Source organism: Vibrio barjaei, assembly GCF_001639065.2.
Taxonomy (GTDB): Bacteria; Pseudomonadota; Gammaproteobacteria; order Enterobacterales; family Vibrionaceae; genus Vibrio; species Vibrio barjaei.
Genome location: NZ_LQXO02000042.1, coordinates 125,193 through 142,395, shown reverse-complemented (window position 1 = coordinate 142,395; position 17,203 = coordinate 125,193). Strand labels below are relative to the sequence as shown.

The 17,203-nt window shown below is 42.9% G+C and carries 17 protein-coding genes; 10 read left to right on the top strand and 7 right to left on the bottom strand.

Annotation, left to right across the window (positions count from 1 at the left end; translation table 11 throughout):
- Position 1 precedes the first annotated feature (1 nt).
- The 5 genes from AWH66_RS19085 to uspE all read left to right on the top strand — a co-directional run bounded on the left by AWH66_RS19085 (position 2) and on the right by uspE (position 5,164).
- Positions 2-2,371: a heavy metal translocating P-type ATPase gene (locus tag AWH66_RS19085; protein ID WP_063606679.1), complete on the top strand. Its 2,370-nt coding sequence runs from the start codon at positions 2-4 to the stop codon at positions 2,369-2,371.
- Between the two features lies 1 nt (position 2,372).
- Positions 2,373-2,552, top strand: coding sequence for a cbb3-type cytochrome oxidase assembly protein CcoS (ccoS, locus tag AWH66_RS19080; protein ID WP_038230540.1), 180 nt, complete (start codon positions 2,373-2,375; stop codon positions 2,550-2,552).
- On the top strand, positions 2,549-3,223 hold the full coding sequence (locus AWH66_RS19075; protein ID WP_063606680.1) for a sulfite exporter TauE/SafE family protein: 675 nt from the start codon (positions 2,549-2,551) through the stop codon (positions 3,221-3,223). Before ccoS ends, AWH66_RS19075 begins: the two co-directional genes overlap by 4 nt.
- Positions 3,224-3,314: 91 nt before the next feature.
- Positions 3,315-4,061: an FNR family transcription factor gene (locus AWH66_RS19070; protein ID WP_006074485.1), complete on the top strand. Its 747-nt coding sequence runs from the start codon at positions 3,315-3,317 to the stop codon at positions 4,059-4,061.
- Between the two features lie 158 nt (positions 4,062-4,219).
- Positions 4,220-5,164 carry a universal stress protein UspE gene (uspE, locus tag AWH66_RS19065; RefSeq protein WP_006074483.1) on the top strand — a complete coding sequence of 315 codons (945 nt, stop codon included), beginning with the start codon at positions 4,220-4,222 and terminating at the stop codon, positions 5,162-5,164.
- 183 nt (positions 5,165-5,347) lie between these two features.
- Here uspE and ttcA read toward each other — a convergent pair whose 3' ends face one another.
- The 4 genes from ttcA to AWH66_RS19045 form a co-directional block, all read right to left on the bottom strand.
- Positions 5,348-6,241 carry a tRNA 2-thiocytidine(32) synthetase TtcA gene (gene ttcA, locus AWH66_RS19060; protein ID WP_063606681.1) on the bottom strand — a complete coding sequence of 298 codons (894 nt, stop codon included), beginning with the start codon at positions 6,239-6,241 and terminating at the stop codon, positions 5,348-5,350.
- 201 nt (positions 6,242-6,442) lie between these two features.
- A complete protein-coding gene (locus AWH66_RS19055) occupies positions 6,443-7,099 on the bottom strand; it encodes a DUF2987 domain-containing protein (protein ID WP_063606682.1) in 657 nt (218 codons plus the stop codon).
- A gap of 3 nt (positions 7,100-7,102) precedes the next feature.
- On the bottom strand, positions 7,103-7,900 hold the full coding sequence (locus AWH66_RS19050) for a glucosaminidase domain-containing protein (protein ID WP_063606683.1): 798 nt from the start codon (positions 7,898-7,900) through the stop codon (positions 7,103-7,105).
- A complete protein-coding gene (locus AWH66_RS19045) occupies positions 7,893-8,756 on the bottom strand; it encodes a hypothetical protein (RefSeq protein WP_063606684.1) in 864 nt (287 codons plus the stop codon). The genes AWH66_RS19050 and AWH66_RS19045 overlap by 8 nt, the downstream gene beginning before the upstream one ends.
- A 263-nt stretch (positions 8,757-9,019) precedes the next feature.
- Here AWH66_RS19045 and potA point away from each other — a divergent pair, with 263 nt between their 5' ends.
- The 5 genes from potA (at position 9,020) to AWH66_RS19020 (ending at position 14,233) form a co-directional block, all read left to right on the top strand.
- A complete protein-coding gene (gene potA / locus AWH66_RS19040) occupies positions 9,020-10,207 on the top strand; it encodes a spermidine/putrescine ABC transporter ATP-binding protein PotA (protein WP_167360972.1) in 1,188 nt (395 codons plus the stop codon).
- On the top strand, positions 10,191-11,048 hold the full coding sequence (gene potB / locus AWH66_RS19035) for a spermidine/putrescine ABC transporter permease PotB (RefSeq protein WP_063606686.1): 858 nt from the start codon (positions 10,191-10,193) through the stop codon (positions 11,046-11,048). Before potA ends, potB begins: the two co-directional genes overlap by 17 nt.
- Positions 11,048-11,818: a spermidine/putrescine ABC transporter permease PotC gene (gene potC / locus AWH66_RS19030; RefSeq protein WP_006075154.1), complete on the top strand. Its 771-nt coding sequence runs from the start codon at positions 11,048-11,050 to the stop codon at positions 11,816-11,818. Before potB ends, potC begins: the two co-directional genes overlap by 1 nt.
- A gap of 103 nt (positions 11,819-11,921) precedes the next feature.
- Positions 11,922-12,956 carry an extracellular solute-binding protein gene (locus AWH66_RS19025; protein WP_063606687.1) on the top strand — a complete coding sequence of 345 codons (1,035 nt, stop codon included), beginning with the start codon at positions 11,922-11,924 and terminating at the stop codon, positions 12,954-12,956.
- Positions 12,957-13,195: 239 nt separating this feature from the next.
- Positions 13,196-14,233, top strand: a complete 1,038-nt coding sequence (locus AWH66_RS19020) for an extracellular solute-binding protein (protein ID WP_063606688.1) — start codon at positions 13,196-13,198, stop codon at positions 14,231-14,233.
- 78 nt (positions 14,234-14,311) lie between these two features.
- On the opposite strand, the gene cobB is transcribed toward AWH66_RS19020, so the two are convergent.
- The 3 genes from cobB to AWH66_RS19005 all read right to left on the bottom strand — a co-directional run bounded on the left by cobB (position 14,312) and on the right by AWH66_RS19005 (position 17,200).
- Positions 14,312-15,049, bottom strand: coding sequence for a Sir2 family NAD+-dependent deacetylase (gene cobB / locus AWH66_RS19015; RefSeq protein WP_063606689.1), 738 nt, complete (start codon positions 15,047-15,049; stop codon positions 14,312-14,314).
- 166 nt (positions 15,050-15,215) lie between these two features.
- Complete coding sequence (locus tag AWH66_RS19010) at positions 15,216-16,436, bottom strand: ammonium transporter (protein ID WP_063606690.1); 1,221 nt, start codon at positions 16,434-16,436, stop codon at positions 15,216-15,218.
- A 332-nt stretch (positions 16,437-16,768) separates the two neighbouring features.
- The gene (locus AWH66_RS19005) at positions 16,769-17,200 is read right to left on the bottom strand and encodes a hypothetical protein (RefSeq protein ID WP_063606691.1); all 432 of its coding nucleotides are present in this window, start codon (positions 17,198-17,200) and stop codon (positions 16,769-16,771) included.
- Positions 17,201-17,203 lie beyond the last annotated feature (3 nt).

Here is a 17,203-nt window from a genome sequence, read left to right as displayed (position 1 = left end):
TATGTGTAAGACGTGTTATCACTGCGGTGAAGATGTACCAGCCAACACGAACTTCAGCGTAGATATATTAGGTGCAGAACGAGACATGTGTTGTCCCGGCTGCGAAAGCGTGGCTCAAACCATCGTAGATAGTGGATTAGTCTCCTACTACCAATATCGAACTGCACCGGCAGAGAAAGCGGATCTGGTCCCAGAACAATTGCGGTCGCTAATTCATTATGACAATGAAGATGTACAAGCTGAATTTGTACGGAACAACGAAGACACCAATGAAGTGACGTTGTCACTTGATGGTGTATCCTGTGCGGCTTGTGCGTGGTTAATAGAAAAGCGTATGGCTGTCGAGCCTGGTGTGTTGTCTATTCGCGTTAATACGACCACCAACCGTGCCCTACTTAAGTGGGACAAAACCAAAACACAACTCAGCCAACTGCTTTCTTCTATCCATTCTTTAGGCTACAAAGCAGCTCCTTTTGAGGCAGATAAACAAGAGGCTGCTTACCACGCTACGATGAAGCAGTATCTATATCGTCTTGGTATTGCTGGTCTTGCCACCATGCAAGTTATGATGCTTGCAGTGGCATTGTATCTAGAGGTGTTTGGGGATTTAGAACCGGAGTTTAAAAACTATTTCCGATGGGTCAGTTTGATATTCGCAACGCCTGTTCTTCTATATTCCGCCCTACCTTTTTATATCAATGCTTGGAGAAGTATTAAGGGTCGAACACTAGGGATGGATGTTCCTGTCTCCATCGCTCTCATTCTTGCTTATGTGGCCAGTTTAGTTGCTACCGTGGCTGAAAAAGGTGAAGTGTTCTTTGAATCGATCTCCATGTTCACCTTCTTCTTGCTCGTTGGACGGTACCTAGAAATGCGTGCTCGTCGTAAGGCAGCAGCAGCAAGCGGTAACCTGCTTAAGCTTGTCCCTGCGATAGCTAACAAATTAGATGGCGACCAAGTACCAGTAAAATCGCTGCAAATCGGTGACCAGATCAAAGTACTACCTGGTGAACATATCCCAGCAGACGGGGTCGTGCTCAGTGGTCGTATTCATATCGATGAATCTATGCTGACTGGTGAATCTCTGCCTGTAGTTAAAACCAAAGACGACTTTGTGTATGCAGGTACGCTGAATGGCGATGAAGCTTTCGACTTGGAAGTGCGCTCGACCAAAGCTGACTCCATGATCTCAAGCATTGTGAGGTTGCAAGATGAAGCGCAGTTAACTAAGCCCAAGATAGCTGAAATTGCCGATATCGTTGCACGCTATTTTGTGGCAATTATATTAATTATTGCCGCAGGAACATGGTTCTATTGGCATCAGACTAAGCCGGACGACGCATTCTGGATCATGTTGTCTGTTCTTGTTGCAACCTGCCCTTGTGCGCTTTCGCTGGCGACTCCAACAGCGATTACTTGCTCTAGTTCAAGAATGGGCACTCTCGGCATTTTGTCTCGTAGAGGTCATGTCTTTGAGACCCTATGTAAGGTAAATCATCTTGTTGTCGATAAAACGGGAACGTTGACACATGGCGACATCGAAATTGCTAAAACCAATTTGTTTGGTGATTTATCAGAGCAGCAGGCGTTGGAGTTAGCCGCCTCTCTTGAAAGTCATGCTAATCATCCTATTGCTCGCGCGTTTAAACCATACTTAAACCGTGAATTAGTGGTGAGCAGCGTAGAAAACGTTATAGGTTCAGGGCTTACGGGATATTTCCATGATTCCCTAGTTAAAATTGGCAATGCTTCTTTTGTACTTGGTAGAACCGATAATGCTCGTAACAGCGTATACATGTCTATTAATGGAGAACATGTAGCGACATTTATCTACCGAGATCCGATTCGCAAAGAAGCTGCTGAGTTTATTGATAAGATGCGTGCAGCAGGTGTTAAAACCACATTATTAACTGGCGATACGATGGCAAATGCCGAAGTAGTAGCAAAAGAGGTGGGCATCGATGACGTAGTCGCCAGTGCTTCACCAAGTGACAAGCTAGACTATCTTAAGTCTCTGGGTAGTAACGATGTATCCATGATGATCGGCGATGGTATTAATGATGCTCCAACTCTGGCGGGTGCTCACCTGTCTATCGCTATGGGTGGCGGTACAGACGTTGCTAAAGCTTCGGCAGATTTAGTGTTACTAGGAGACCGACTTGATAAGATCTTGACTGCACGAGAATTAGCGATAAGAACAAGAAAGATTATTAGAGAGAACCTAGCTTGGTCTTTAGGGTATAATCTTCTCATCCTACCTCTTGCGGTTGCTGGCCTTGTCGCGCCCTACATCGCAGTAGTAGGAATGTCAGCGAGTTCTATCATCGTTGTTTCAAACTCGCTGCGCTTGCTCAAAGAAGAAGGTAAGTAACATGGAAAGCATCTATATATTGATCCCAATTGCCATTGTCTTAGTTTGTGTCGCAGTTGGTATTTTCCTATGGGCAGTAAAGAGTGAGCAGTTTGAAGATCTTGAAAGACAAGGTCACAATATTCTGTTTGACGAAGATGTAGAGCAGAAAAAGGATACCAAGAAGGGTTCAAAAGAGTGACATTGGATCTATTAGGCGCCTTTACTATCGGCTTACTCGGCGCCGGTCACTGCATGGGAATGTGTGGTGGCATAGCCTCCCTCCTTTCTATTGGACAACCGAATAAAACCGCTACCACTCTTATCGTCAATTACAATCTTGGCCGTTTGATCAGTTATGCATTGATAGGTAGTGTTGTAGGAGGAACGATTGCAGGGATTGCGTCGCTTTCCCAGTTTAATCATGCACTTGCTATTTTGCGCATCATTGCAGCCGCCTTTATGGTGTTGCTTGCCTTCTATGTAGGGCGTTGGTGGAATGGCTTGTTAGTTGTTGAAAAGCTGGGTCAGTCGTTATGGAAACGAATTTCACCTTTCGCAAACCAATTACTTCCTTTAAAGCACAGCAGCTATGCTATCCCCTTTGGTTTTCTTTGGGGTTGGCTGCCTTGTGGACTTGTCTATTCAACATTGACGTGGGCTGCGGTTTCTGGAAGCGCATTGGGCGGTGCAGCCACCATGTTAGCGTTTGGACTAGGTACACTGCCAGCGATGCTACTTGTTGGGACGAGCGCAACAAAATTAAAAAACCTGCAAAATTCGCTCATATTCCGTAATATCGCAGCGATTTCTATACTTGTATATGGCCTGTATACAGGTTATGAATCGGTGATGATTTTTAACGCAAACTAATAGATGATTGTTTTATCATTGATTTTTTAGCTACCCTTAAGGGGTAATGAATGATAAAATCTTGATGTACATCAAATAGTGAAAGGTTGTTATGATTTCTGAAAAACCTGTAGCAAAACGTATTCAGTCCGGTGGCTGTGCCATCCATTGTCAAGATTGTAGTATTAGTCAGCTGTGTATCCCCTTTACTTTGAATGAATCTGAGCTCGATCAACTCGACCAAATCATTGAACGTAAAAAGCCAATTCAAAAAGGCCAAGAGCTTTTTAAAGCGGGTGATGAACTTAAGTCTCTCTATGCTATTCGCTCTGGCACAATCAAGAGCTACACCATCACTGAACAAGGTGACGAGCAAATTACTGCATTCCACCTTGCCGGTGACCTTGTAGGTTTTGACGCAATTACGGGTGATGAGCACCCTAGTTTTGCACAAGCACTTGAAACATCCATGGTTTGCGAGATTCCTTACGAAATTCTAGATGATTTGTCAGGAAAAATGCCTAAGCTTCGTCAACAAATTATGCGTTTGATGTCGAATGAAATTAAAGGCGACCAAGAGATGATTCTACTGCTTTCTAAAAAGAACGCAGAGGAACGTTTAGCCGCTTTCTTATATAACTTGTCGACACGATTTTCTCAACGAGGCTTTAGCCCTAGAGAATTCCGTCTTACTATGACTCGCGGTGACATTGGTAACTACCTTGGTCTGACTGTCGAAACGATCAGTCGTCTATTGGGACGCTTCCAAAAATCTGAAGTATTAAGCGTAAAAGGTAAATACATTACCATTATCGATCACGATGCTTTGATGGAAATGGCTGGCGTTACCAAAGAGTAAACTGACGTTTTTATCAGAACTCTACAACCTTTCAAAAAGTGGCTCTATGATGAGCCACTTCAAATTTCTACCTACCTATTCTCCGATTTTTCTAAAAAGATTCATAGATTTGCGCTAAAGTTAATTTAGGTTATAGCCCAAATAGGTAGGGAGTATCTATGAGCATTTACAGTAAAATCCTCGTCGTTGCGAACCTCAATAGCGATGAGCAACCTGCCCTTGCTCGTGCGGTTCAACTTGCTAAGAAGAGTAAATCCAGAAGCCACATTTCGTTCTTCTTATCTATCTACGACTTTTCCTACGATATGACATCCATGCTTTCGCATGAAGAGCGTGATGCAATGCGACGCGGTGTGATTCAGCAACGTGAAGAGTGGATGCGCAATGTTGCCAAACCGTTTATCGACGACAGTTTTGATTTCGATGTGAAAGTTGTTTGGCACAATCGCCCTTATGTCGCCATCGTAGAAGAAGTGTTTGAAGGAAAGCACGATATTGTCATTAAAGCGACGCGCAAACATGACATCTTAGAGTCTGTCATTTTCACTCCGACAGATTGGCATCTATTAAGAAAATGCCCAGTGCCTGTATTATTGGTTAAAAATTCAGACTGGCCAGAACACGCTAACATCATTGCATCAGTGCATGTTGGCTCTGAAAACCCAACCCATATCGATCTCAATGACTGTATGGTCAAACAGCTTGATAGCTTAACTGAACGCCTTGGCGCAACGGGTTATTTGGTTAACGCCTACCCCGTCACTCCAGCAAATATTACCATCGAGCTTCCTGAGTTTGATCCTGCAACCTACACCGATGCAGTTCGTGGTCATCATTTGACAGCTATGAAAGCTCTCAGACAAAAGCACGGTTATTCAGAAGAGCATACTATTGTTGAACAAGGCTTGCCGGAAGATATCATCCCTGATGTATCACGTCAGCTTGATGCAGGTATGGTCATACTTGGTACTACTGGACGTACGGGTTTATCAGCGGTGTTCATCGGCAATACGGCGGAACATGTGATAGATAAGATTAACTGCGACGTAATGGCATTGAAACCTGAAGGTTACATCAGTCCGTTAGATCCAAGCCAAGCTTAATAGTACTAGTTGCACTTCCATTAGTGCGTCACCCCTCGGCAGGCAGGAGTCTACTTAAAACGGACATTGAGCCCTTAAGAAGATTCTGGATTGGGAAAGTTTAAAGATATAAATTCAGAATGACTACTACAGAAAAGAAAACGCCCCTCTAACGAGGGGCGTTATTTTAACTAGATTTCGTAACTAAATGTTGGTTACATCAATAAACATCGACTCATCGATATTAGTTGAAGAAACTGTCGCTTCGCTAAAGTCGTACGCTTCTCGTTCCCCTTCACGATCAAGTGGGAGGTTGACGAAGTCAAATAATTCACGATCAGCTAACTGGCTTGGGCTAACGTTTTGAATCGATTTGAAGATACTCTCTACACGCCCTGGAGTTTTCTTATCCCAATCAATCAGCATGGCCTTGATTGATTGGCGCTGTAAGTTTTCTTGTGACCCACATAGGTTGCAAGGAATAATAGGAAACTCTTTATGCTCTGCGTAGCGAATCAGATCTTTCTCACGGCAGTACGTTAACGGACGAATAACAACATTACGACCGTCGTCTGAACGTAGTTTTGGTGGCATCGCTTTTAGACGGGAGCCGTGGAACATATTTAGGAACATGGTTTCTACGATGTCATCTAAATGGTGACCCAATGCAATTTTCGTTGCGCCAATTTTCTCTGCGAAGGAGTATAGCGTGCCGCGACGTAATCGAGAGCATAAACCACATGTTGTTTTGCCTTCAGGGATCTTCTCTTTCACTACTGAGTAGGTGTCTTTATCCACAATGTAATATGGAATGTTTAGCGTCTCAAAGTAGTCAGGCAAAATATGCTCAGGAAACCCTGGCTGTTTTTGATCCAAGTTTACGGCCACAACATCAAACTTGATAGGCGCTGCTTTTTGAAGATTCAGCAGGATATCGAGCATCGCAAATGAGTCTTTACCACCACTAATACACGCCATTACAACATCGTTCTCTTCTATCATGTTGTAATCTATGATCGCGTTTCCAACATTTCTTCTAAGGCGCTTTTGAAGTTTGTTGAATTCTAGGGTTTCTTTTCTTGTATCTATTTGGGTCATCGCGGGCTCTCACATTGCCGACAGGTGTCGACGGTTGGATTTCCTATCAAGGGTTTATCTGGGGCGTGGATTATACGAGCTTTTTTGCCATTATTAAATGGTTGTTTCAAGTTGAGTTGCACTGAGCGGATTTACAAGTGGGTTTGAAGCATAAAGAAGGATTCAATCCTCTCAGGTAAAGAGGATTGAATATTTAGAGGTTTATTTAGCGGCTGGTAGATATGGCAGTACACGCAGTGTCTTTGCTGGAAGCGTGATATAGCCATTTTCGCCAATATCCGCTAGTTTGACTTGTGCTTTTCCGTTCTCGATCGGTTGTACTTTACCATTAGAAAAAGCGATTGAGCCCGATACGTCAGACGCAAACTCAAGTGTCACTCCTTCTACGTCAGGAGTAAACCAACTTGCAAACATGCCACCTAGGTCTTCTAACATAGTCTGCATTTGAGGCAGTAAGTTGTTTATTTCACTGTAAGAGACTTCTCCCGATAAAGGCTGTTTGGTCAGTACTACCATAGAGAAGTCACATCGCTTGTCCTGCGGTGTATGCACAAACACCAACGGGTTTGCTTGCTTTAGATTACTGTCTAAAGGGACGAGTAATTCATTCGCAGCGCTCGTTTGAAGATCTTCATAATGTTCTTCTTTCTCCATCCAAGCTTTTTCGATTGTACAAAGTGATTTGTTATCTGCATCAACAAAGAAAAAACCGACTTTCACGTCTTCATGGCCGTCTTTGGCATTATTCTTCATTTGTGAATAAAGCTTTGAGTAGGTAAACATGTATTCTTGAGCTAACGTAGGCAGCGTAAATGTACTCGCGGCCAATCCCAAAAGGGCTAGATTTATTACTTTCATAAGTTATTGTTTTTGTATCCAGAATTCTTCATTATGACGAATCATTGCTTGCAGGTCTTTGACGTATGCCTCACCTCGCTCTGAGTAACGTAATAATCCGTTCGTCATTTCCAATGCAGCGACTTCCGTTCGCGGATCTTGCCCTTTGTCTCTTATGTTGGCACGAATCTCTCTTAGTTCTTGGTAAGCACGATTACGGTTAACGTTCATAAAGTAACCATGAATTGACCCTTGCGGAGAATCAAACTTTGCAACTTCGTGTGTTTTACCTTCGCTTCTTTGTAAAGGAACAAGTCCACAACCTTTGCTATAACACCACTGACCAAAGTAGTTATTGGCCTCTTTAGCAAATCGAGAAGTACCCCAAGCCGATTCATTTGCCGCTTGAGTAAGCACGAGAGCTTCAGGAAGGACATCGACCCTGTGCAACATATCTTCAAGCCATGTTAAAGTCACTTCTGTGGGTTCAAGCGAATACAATCTTCCTAATCGCTTGGCGGTCTCAATTTGTTCTGAGTTTAATGAATTCTTTTGGTCTAGAGCCGTTTTCATATCCAATAATCGTTTGCGCTCTTTTTGTACACGCGCGTTTTCTATTTCGACACCCGGGCGCAAATAATCAAAGAAGGTTTTCTTTTTAGTTCGCGTATCGGTAATTGTCTCTGTGTCAGGTTTGGATTCTGAAATCGGCGTTAACGTCGAGTCTAGTTGCTCAGTGTCATCCTGCTTTTCATAGAAAAATAAAAAAGCGCTCCCCGACAGGAGAGCGATAACTGAAAGAATTTTGCGTGACTTACGCATCAAATACCTCTGGATTCTTATTTGGCTTATCATCGTTTCTCGGAGGTGGTGGCGTATTGTCATCGTTATCACGATGATCCGAGTCGTCATTTGAGCCGCTGTCATCTTGAGCCGCCACAATTTTCAATTTAATGCCAAACATCTCTCGGTAAAGGATACCCTTTACATGGAAGAAGAATGGCAAAACAAAAATTAGACCGATTCCGTAGAACATGGCCCCAGCAATAAACATCAATACTAACAGAATGTAAATTCCCGCTAGTACGAATATCTTTTTGTTTACTGCTCGCAATGAAAGTAAAAGCGACTGCAATGGCGGAACTTTCTTTTCACAAATAAGCAGAATCGACTGGCTGAAAGCTAACGACAAGTACATAGACAGGAACGGCAGGATCATACTAACCATCCCTTGTAGTACTAAGCTAAACAGAGTTGCAATAATCACTGGGACAGTATACTGCAGACCTTTTGCAATATGACGAGGCTTGGTAGTGAGTCCGGCAGCGTGGCTCATTGCCATCAACGAGATACCCGCATAAACCGGTGCACTCACTACTTCATAACTGAAGTTGGCGACAAATATGGCTTGAAAGATTTGTTCGTTCAAAAGAGATGGATCTTGGAACGCTTGTAAGATCACTGACGGGTCGCCAAGTTGCAATTGCAGCGCTATATAGAAGATTCCTAATTGCACAAAAATCAGTGCGATAATAGCAGGAGAGAAAGACATAAAATGCTTGGTGGTTTGCTTCCAAGCCTCTTGAAACACCGCTCCGGCTTTAAGTTCATACTGGCCGGATACCGCGCGCTCAATGCTTCCACCTAGATTGAAGTCTCTTTCAAAATCGTTTTTCATAGTATTTCCAAGTTACATCCACATTGCGAATGTGTAATTTCTTCGTTGAAAAGGCTGCGCCATTATAGCGGGAACAACAATGTATTATCACTGTTATAACCTTGCTTTCTTGTCTTTTTGGATGATAATTAACCACTTGATAAGGCGAAAATTTCGACTCAGTAAGTTCTTAACTTAGTATGGTAAATAATCTTTAGTTTTACCTGCAAAATTTTTTCTGTTTCGAGGTAAGAAAATGCTTTGAATTCACTCAATTGGTGATTATGATGCGCGCCTTAAATGTGTATAGCAACCGGCCAATTCTAAATTTCGGCCAAGGTGGAGAAAAACAGACGTTGAACGCTAAACATTCAGTAGGAACACCAGTAGTACAGCTATCAGGTGTAAGTAAAAGTTTCGATGGTAAGGAAATCATCGCGAATCTTAACTTAAACGTTAATCATGGTGAGTTTCTCACTATTTTGGGTCCTTCGGGCTGTGGTAAAACCACCGTACTTCGAATGATTGCTGGTTTTGAAACGGTTGATAATGGCCGAATTACCCTAGCTGACCAAGATGTAACGGACGTCCCTGCTGAACAGAGGCATGTAAACACCGTTTTTCAAAGCTATGCCCTATTCCCTCATATGACCGTGTTTGAAAACGTGGCATTTGGTTTACGCATGCAGAAAGTACCTAACGCAGAAGTTGAGCCACGTGTTCTCGAAGCGCTAAAAATGGTACGCCTAGAAAAGATGGCACAACGTAAGCCACATCAGCTATCTGGTGGGCAACAGCAGCGTATCGCTATCGCTCGAGCAGTTGTTAACAAACCAAAAGTATTGCTTCTCGACGAATCTCTATCTGCTCTTGATTACAAACTGCGTAAACAAATGCAGATTGAGCTTAAACAGCTACAACGTCAATTAGGTATTACCTTTATTTTCGTTACCCATGACCAAGAAGAAGCGTTGTCTATGTCAGATCGTATTATCGTAATGCGTGATGGTGTGATTGAACAAGACGGTTCGCCTCGCGAAATCTATGAAGAACCCAAAAACCTATTTGTAGCGCGCTTCATTGGCGAAATTAATGTATTTAACGCCATTGCTCGCGAGAGAATTGATGACAAGCGCATCAAAGCAGAGATCGAAGGTCAAGATAGCATCGTCTATTACGACAAAGCGTTTGAAGCGGGAGAAAAGCTTCAAGTTCTTTTGCGTCCTGAAGATTTGCGCATTGAAGAGATCAAAGAGTCTGAAAATAAAGGTATCGTTGGTCACGTTGCAGAGCGTACTTATAAAGGTATGACTCTAGATTCAGTTATCGAACTAGAATCAGGTATGCGTGTCATGGTCAGCGAGTTCTTTAACGAAGATGATCCTGATGTTGACCACTCGTTAGGTCAAAAAGTGGCGGTAACTTGGGTAGAGAGCTGGGAAGTGGTGCTAAAAGATGAGCAAGAGATTTAATTTACAAAACGCCATCATCACTCTGATCGTTAGCTGGTTAGTACTGTTTGTACTCATTCCTAACGTGATGATCATTGGCACCAGTTTCTTGACCCGAGACGAAGCCAACCTCATTGAGATGACGTTCACATTGGACAACTACGCAAGATTGTTGGACCCACTTTATGCCAAGGTGTTGTTCCATTCATTTTACATGGCGATTGTTGCAACCTTGATTTGCTTAGTCATTGGCTATCCGTTTGCGTATATCGTTGCAAAGATGCCTGAAAAATGGCGTCCGTTTATGTTGTTCTTGGTCATCGTACCTTTTTGGACTAACTCATTGATCCGTACCTACGGCTTGAAGATTGTGCTCGGTACACAAGGTATCTTGAACAAAAGCTTATTGGCAATGGACATTATCGACAAACCACTCCGCATTATGTACACCGAAACGGCAGTGATGATCGGCCTAGTGTATATTCTGTTGCCATTTATGATTTTGCCGCTCTACTCCGCGATCGAAAAACTCGATGGCACGTACATTGAGGCAGCAAAAGATTTGGGAGCCAACAAATGGCAGACGCTGACGAAAGTTATTTTGCCGCTTACTATGCCTGGCATTATTGGTGGCTGCTTGCTAGTACTGTTACCAGCACTTGGTATGTTCTATATCGCTGACCTACTTGGCGGTGCGAAGAACTTGCTAATTGGTAACGTTATTAAGAGTCAGATTTTGAATGCACGTGATTGGCCGTTTGGTGCTGCGACAAGTATCGCTCTTACCGCTGCGATGGCAGTAATGTTGTATGCCTACTACCGAGCAGGCAAGCTCTTGAATCGTAAAGTGGAGCTAGAATAATGGGACGCGTAGTTAGATTTAGTTTTATGTCGGTAGTTTATGCGTTCTTATATCTACCGATCATCGTATTGATTGCCAACTCGTTCAATGCCAACAAATTTGGTATGAAATGGGGAGGTTGGACAACAAAGTGGTATCACGCTTTAGTTAACAACGACAGCTTAATGCAGGCTGCATGGCATTCACTGAATGTGGCTGTGTTTTCTGCAACCGCGGCTACGATAATTGGTAGCTTGACCGCAGTTGCCCTCTTCCGTTACCAGTTTAAAGGTAAAGGTGCGGTTAGCGGACTGCTGTTCATTGTCATGATGTCTCCTGACATTGTGATGGCAATCTCGTTGCTGGCTATTTTCCTAGTATTGGGGGCACAACTTGGCTTCTTTAGCTTGTTAATTGCGCATATTACATTCTGTCTTCCTTTTGTTGTTGTCACTGTTTATAGCCGACTAAAAGGGTTCGATGTGAAAATGCTTGAAGCTGCGAAAGACTTAGGTGCGGGTGAATGGACAATCCTGAAACAGATAATCCTGCCTCTTGCTAAGCCTGCTGTTGCCGCTGGTTGGTTGTTGTCATTTACACTTTCATTGGATGACGTGATTGTCAGCTCGTTTGTAACAGGCCCGACTTACGAAATCCTACCGTTGAAGATCTACTCAATGGTAAAAGTGGGTATTTCGCCAGAAGTGAATGCACTGGCAACCATTATGTTAATTGTCTCTCTAATTCTTGTTGTTGCTTCGCAACTGCTTGCTAGAGAGAAAGTGAAATAAATCAGTAACATCGCTATTTTATTTGCGGGAGCAGAATGGCGTCGACATTCTGCTCTTTTTCTATCTATGCCTTCGGGCAGCGTTTGTTTTGGAGCTAACGTCAATGAAAAAATGGGCTACTTTATTAGCTGGTAGTGCATGTGCACTCTCTCTACTTTCAGGAGCAGCGAGTGCTAAAGATGATCAAGAATTAGTATTTATGAACTGGGGGCCGTATATCAATAGCAGCATCCTAGAACAATTTACTAAAGAAACTGGCATTAAAGTGATCTACTCAACTTATGAGTCGAACGAAACTTTATATGCAAAGCTAAAAACGCATAATAAGGGTTATGACTTAGTTGTTCCTTCGACCTACTTCGTAGCGAAAATGCGCGATGAAGGTATGCTACAGAAAATTGACAAATCAAAACTGTCGAATTTCAGCAACCTAGATTCAAACTATTTGGATAAGCCATACGATCCTAACAATGATTACTCTATTCCACACGTCGTTGCGATTACAGGTTTAGCCGTCAATATAGACATGTATGACCCAGAAGAGTTTACGAGCTGGGCTGACCTTTGGAAACCTGAGCTAGAGGGTCAATTGATGCTTATGGATGACACTCGTGAAGTATTCCATATTGCTTTACGTAAACTTGGTTACTCAGGAAACACCACGGATAAAGCACAGATCGACGAAGCGTATGCCGAATTGCAAAAACTGATGCCAAACGTATTGGTATTTAACTCAGATAACCCAGGTGCACCATACATGTCTGGGGAAGTTGGTGTTGGTATGCTTTGGAACGGTTCCGCCGCTGCAGCTCAAACCGAAGGGCTGCCAATCAAGCTTGTGTTCCCTAAAGAAGGTGGCATTGGTTGGGTAGACAACTTCGCTATTAGCTCTGGAGCGAGAAACGTCGAAGCGGCTCACAAGATGATAGATTTCTTGCTGCGTCCTGAAATTGCTGAACAAATTTCTCGAGATACCGGTTACTTAACAGCCGTAAAAGCATCGAATGAAAAGTTCAAAGACAGCCCAGCTCTATTCCCTTCTCAAGAAGACTTAGATCGAGTCGAGTGGCAAGACGCTGTTGGTGATAAAACCGTGGTTTATGAAGATTATTTCTTGAAGCTCAAAGCTGGTCAGTAACTCATAGCATAATTAACAAAAAGGTGGCATTTGCCACCTTTTTTCGTGATTGAGCTGCTATATCGTTCTAAACGTTTAATTTTTGTAAATTCCCACATAGAGTATTCAATCATTGACTGATATAATGTTGTGATGCACATCAAATAATGATGGCGTGCAAAGTAATATAGGAACCCCTACTTTCCTATATTGTCATGTCTCTTAGAGACTCTTTGTCTACCAATACAAACGGAAAAGTAATGAAAAGCAAATTGTATGCAGGCGCACTTTGTGCGGCGACTCTTCTCACTACCCCGGCGTTTGCAGCCAACGAAGAACTTTACTTCTACAACTGGTCTGAATACATTCCTAGCGAAGTACTAGAAGACTTTACCAAAGAAACTGGTATCAAAGTCATCTACTCTACTTATGAATCCAACGAAAGCATGTACGCAAAGCTAAAGACCCAAGGTTCAGGTTACGATCTTGTCGTACCATCGACCTACTTCGTGTCTAAGATGCGTAAAGAAGGCATGCTTCAAGAGATTGATAAAGAAAAACTCACTCACTTCAAAGATTTGGATCCTAATTATTTAGATAAACCTTTTGATCCAGATAACAAATACTCAATCCCTTATATCTGGGGTGCAACCGGTATTGGTATCAATACTGACATGCTTGATAAATCAGCAGTAAGCTCATGGGATGACCTTTGGGACCCTCAGTGGGAAGGCCAGTTGATGATGATGGATGACTCTCGTGAAGTATTCCATATTGCATTGACTAAATTAGGTTATTCACCGAATACTACAAACCCAGACGAAATCAAAGCAGCGTACGAAGAGCTAAGAAAACTGGTACCAAACGTTTTGGTGTTTAACTCTGATTTCCCTGCTAACCCATACCTTGCTGGTGAAGTGTCACTCGGTATGCTTTGGAACGGTTCTGCGTACATGGCTCGTCAAGAAGGTGCATCAATCGATATCGTTTGGCCTGAGAAAGGTGCAATTTTCTGGATGGACAGCCTTGCTATCCCTTCAGGTGCCAAAAACATTGATGCTGCACACAAGATGATCGACTTCTTATTGCGTCCAGAAAATGCAGCGAAAATTGCTTTAGAGATTGGTTATCCGACTCCGGTTAAGACGGCTTATCCTCTACTTCCAAAAGAGTTTGCTAACGATCCAAACGTGTTCCCACCACAAGAGGTGATGGATTCAGGTACATGGCAAGATGAAGTTGGCGAAGCTGGCGCGCTGTACGAAGAGTACTTCCAAAAGCTAAAAGTAGATAACTAACCACAGTTATTTCAACGAATAATAAAAACAGCCCTCATACTAGAGGGCTATTTTTATTTAAGTCGGTAATAAATGACCTTATGAAGCCGCCTTATCCTCGGTCTGTAACGCTAAAATCTCTCTAACCAGTTTTGGCACTTCTATGCTTGCCTTGCCATAGCGCTTCTCTTCAAACTCGCTTTGAACCGCACTAGGTTCTAAGTTAATTTCAATCGTATGCGCACCATGCATTTTTGCGTCATGGACAAAACCTGCTGCGGGATAAACAACCCCAGAGGTTCCTATAGATATGAACAAGTCTGCTTTTTCTAATGCCGCATAGATATCACCCATTTTTAACGGCATTTCGCCAAACCAAACAATATGGGGACGCATTTGAGATGGAATCTGGCAACAATGGCACAAATCACCCGTTTCGATGTCATTCGCCATTTCGACGACCTGACCAGATTCTGAGCAGCGAGCACGAAGCAACTCTCCGTGCATATGGATGATATTCTCACTACCACCGCGCTCATGAAGGTTATCGATGTTTTGAGTGATGACCGTTACTGTACCTTCTAACTGCCTTTCTAGCTCCCCAAGAGCAATATGAGCCGCATTGGGTCGGATATCGGTTTGTTGAAGCTTCTGACGTCGTTGATTGTAGAAACTCTGGACTAACTCTGGGTTTCTCGCAAATCCCTCAGGGGTCGCTACATCTTCGATTCGATGATTTTCCCAAAGTCCATCTTGTGCACGAAAAGTCTGTATTCCTGATTCTGCCGAAATACCTGCCCCGGTTAATACGACAACATTTTTATAGGGAAACTTCATAAACACTCCTTGTGCTGACTTATCGTTGTTTTAATAAGAGTAACACGGAAGCAATAACAACAGTAGTTTTGGGGATTAGACCATAGTCTAAATTTACTTAGATTCAGTAAGTTAGATAGTGGAAATATGATAAGCACCCAAGTATTTCCTGGGTGCTCTTACGTACTTAGTCTTCGTTGGTGGCGGATATTCTGTGAATCGCCAGATCCGCTCCGTTAAATTCATCTTCCTCAGAAAGTCGTAACCCGGCTACTTTATCCAGAATGCCATATACTATCCCTGCACCGATTACCGCAACTACCACGCCCGCTACCGTGCCAACAAGCTGAGAAGCGAAACTAACGCCCCCTAATCCGCCCAAAGCTTGCTGTCCAAATATCCCAGCAGCAATACCACCCCATACACCGCAAAGCCCATGTAAAGGCCATACGCCTAATACATCGTCGACCTTAGTTTTATTCTGTAAGTAGGTGAACACCCAAACAAACAATGCTCCCGCAACTGAGCCAGTAACTAGTGCGCCAATTGGATGCATCAAATCGGAACCTGCACAAATAGCCACTAAACCAGCTAAAGGACCATTGTGGATAAAGCCAGGGTCATTTTTTCCGACGATTAACGACGCCAAGATACCACCTACCATCGCCATCAGCGAATTCATAGCAACAAGGCCACTGATGCCTTCCAAAGTTTGCGCTGACATGACGTTAAAGCCAAACCAACCGACACTAAGAATCCAAGCTCCTAACGCTAAAAAAGGAATGTTAGAAGGTGCAAAGTTAGTATGTTTGCCCGCACGAACTCGTCCTTTGCGCATTCCTAAAAAGATAACCGCGACCAGCGCGATCCAACCACCAACGCCATGTACAACGACTGAGCCAGCAAAGTCGTGAAATCCTGCGCCAAAGCTCTGTTCTAACCAGTTTTGAAATCCGAAGTTACCGTTCCAAATCATGCCTTCGAACAATGGATAGACGATACCAACCGTAAAAAAAGTGGCAAGAAGAATTGGGTAAAAACGCGCACGCTCAGCAATACCACCAGAAACAATGGCGGGGATTGCTGCGGCAAATGTTAGTAAGAAAAAGAACTTCACTAGCTCGTATCCGTTGCCTTGTGACAATGTCTCAGCGTCTGCAAAGAAAGTGCCCCCGTATGCAACCCAATAACCGATAAAAAAGTACGCGATTGCCGAGACACCAAAATCGGCGAGTATCTTTACCAGTGCGTTCACTTGGTTTTTATGGCGAACGGTCCCCACTTCAAGGAACGCAAAGCCAGCGTGCATTAAAAACACCATGATGGCACCCAATAGTAAAAATAGTGTGTCTGAGCTTTGCGTTAGTGTTTGTACGGCTCCATGTACTTGCTCTACCGAAGTGGTCATGTGCTAATTGCTCCTTTGCAACGATTCAATCCATGTAATGCACAATCTCTGTGCTTCTTATTCTTTAAGCACACCAAAATAGTGAGCACTAAAATCGAACGTTGTATTAGGCAATTAGCATTCCACTTATTGTCCAAATGAAAAATAAGCACTAAGCCATTGAATAATTGGGTAAAGATGCGCTTTCTAATCAGTAAGCTAGAAAGTACGGGCTTTAATATCGCACCAATATAGTGAAAGAGCACCAAATTGGTACGCACCAATATGTAGCAATATTGTTAAAGCAACAAATGAGAGATAAAAGAAAAGCCCCTTAAAGGAGCTTTTCGACGTTATGGTAAGTGTTGTATAGGTTGTTCAGTATTACCAAATGTCATCGCGATATTTTGATTGAGCTTGCTCATTCCCATGAACATTCGAATAATCCACATAACAATTGCGACAGCAGCAAATAACATCCCAACGTAAGGAATAATATTTGCAATTTGGTCTATCCAACTGGCTTTGTACCAGTAATTAGTCACACCTTTTAATAGCCCATTCGATGTTGCTACCGTTACGATTAAGACAACAAAGAAAGTTAGGTTTAAAAAGAACGTACGAATTAAACCATAATAGTGAGAGTTCACTACTTCGCTATCTTCACCTTTGTCTAAACGGTAGCCTGCATAAATGATGGCAATCACGCCAGACAGTAACAAAGTAAACGGCGTAAACAAACTTAAGATATACGCCACCCAAATACCTTTATGATGTTGGTGCATAAA

Excerpts from the sequence above, each read along its gene's own strand:
- AWH66_RS19085 (WP_063606679.1), top strand. The coding sequence starts at position 2 with ATGTGTAAGACGTGTTATCACTGCGGTGAAGATGTACCAGCCAACACG.
- ccoS (WP_038230540.1), top strand. The coding sequence starts at position 2,373 with ATGGAAAGCATCTATATATTGATCCCAATTGCCATTGTCTTAGTTTGT.
- AWH66_RS19070 (WP_006074485.1), top strand. The coding sequence starts at position 3,315 with ATGATTTCTGAAAAACCTGTAGCAAAACGTATTCAGTCCGGTGGCTGT.
- uspE (WP_006074483.1), top strand. The coding sequence starts at position 4,220 with ATGAGCATTTACAGTAAAATCCTCGTCGTTGCGAACCTCAATAGCGAT.
- ttcA (WP_063606681.1), bottom strand. The coding sequence starts at position 6,241 with ATGACCCAAATAGATACAAGAAAAGAAACCCTAGAATTCAACAAACTT.
- AWH66_RS19055 (WP_063606682.1), bottom strand. The coding sequence starts at position 7,099 with ATGAAAGTAATAAATCTAGCCCTTTTGGGATTGGCCGCGAGTACATTT.
- AWH66_RS19050 (WP_063606683.1), bottom strand. The coding sequence starts at position 7,900 with ATGCGTAAGTCACGCAAAATTCTTTCAGTTATCGCTCTCCTGTCGGGG.
- AWH66_RS19045 (WP_063606684.1), bottom strand. The coding sequence starts at position 8,756 with ATGAAAAACGATTTTGAAAGAGACTTCAATCTAGGTGGAAGCATTGAG.
- potA (WP_167360972.1), top strand. The coding sequence starts at position 9,020 with ATGATGCGCGCCTTAAATGTGTATAGCAACCGGCCAATTCTAAATTTC.
- potB (WP_063606686.1), top strand. The coding sequence starts at position 10,191 with ATGAGCAAGAGATTTAATTTACAAAACGCCATCATCACTCTGATCGTT.
- potC (WP_006075154.1), top strand. The coding sequence starts at position 11,048 with ATGGGACGCGTAGTTAGATTTAGTTTTATGTCGGTAGTTTATGCGTTC.
- AWH66_RS19025 (WP_063606687.1), top strand. The coding sequence starts at position 11,922 with ATGAAAAAATGGGCTACTTTATTAGCTGGTAGTGCATGTGCACTCTCT.
- AWH66_RS19020 (WP_063606688.1), top strand. The coding sequence starts at position 13,196 with ATGAAAAGCAAATTGTATGCAGGCGCACTTTGTGCGGCGACTCTTCTC.
- cobB (WP_063606689.1), bottom strand. The coding sequence starts at position 15,049 with ATGAAGTTTCCCTATAAAAATGTTGTCGTATTAACCGGGGCAGGTATT.
- AWH66_RS19010 (WP_063606690.1), bottom strand. The coding sequence starts at position 16,436 with ATGACCACTTCGGTAGAGCAAGTACATGGAGCCGTACAAACACTAACG.
- AWH66_RS19005 (WP_063606691.1), bottom strand. The coding sequence starts at position 17,200 with ATGCACCAACATCATAAAGGTATTTGGGTGGCGTATATCTTAAGTTTG.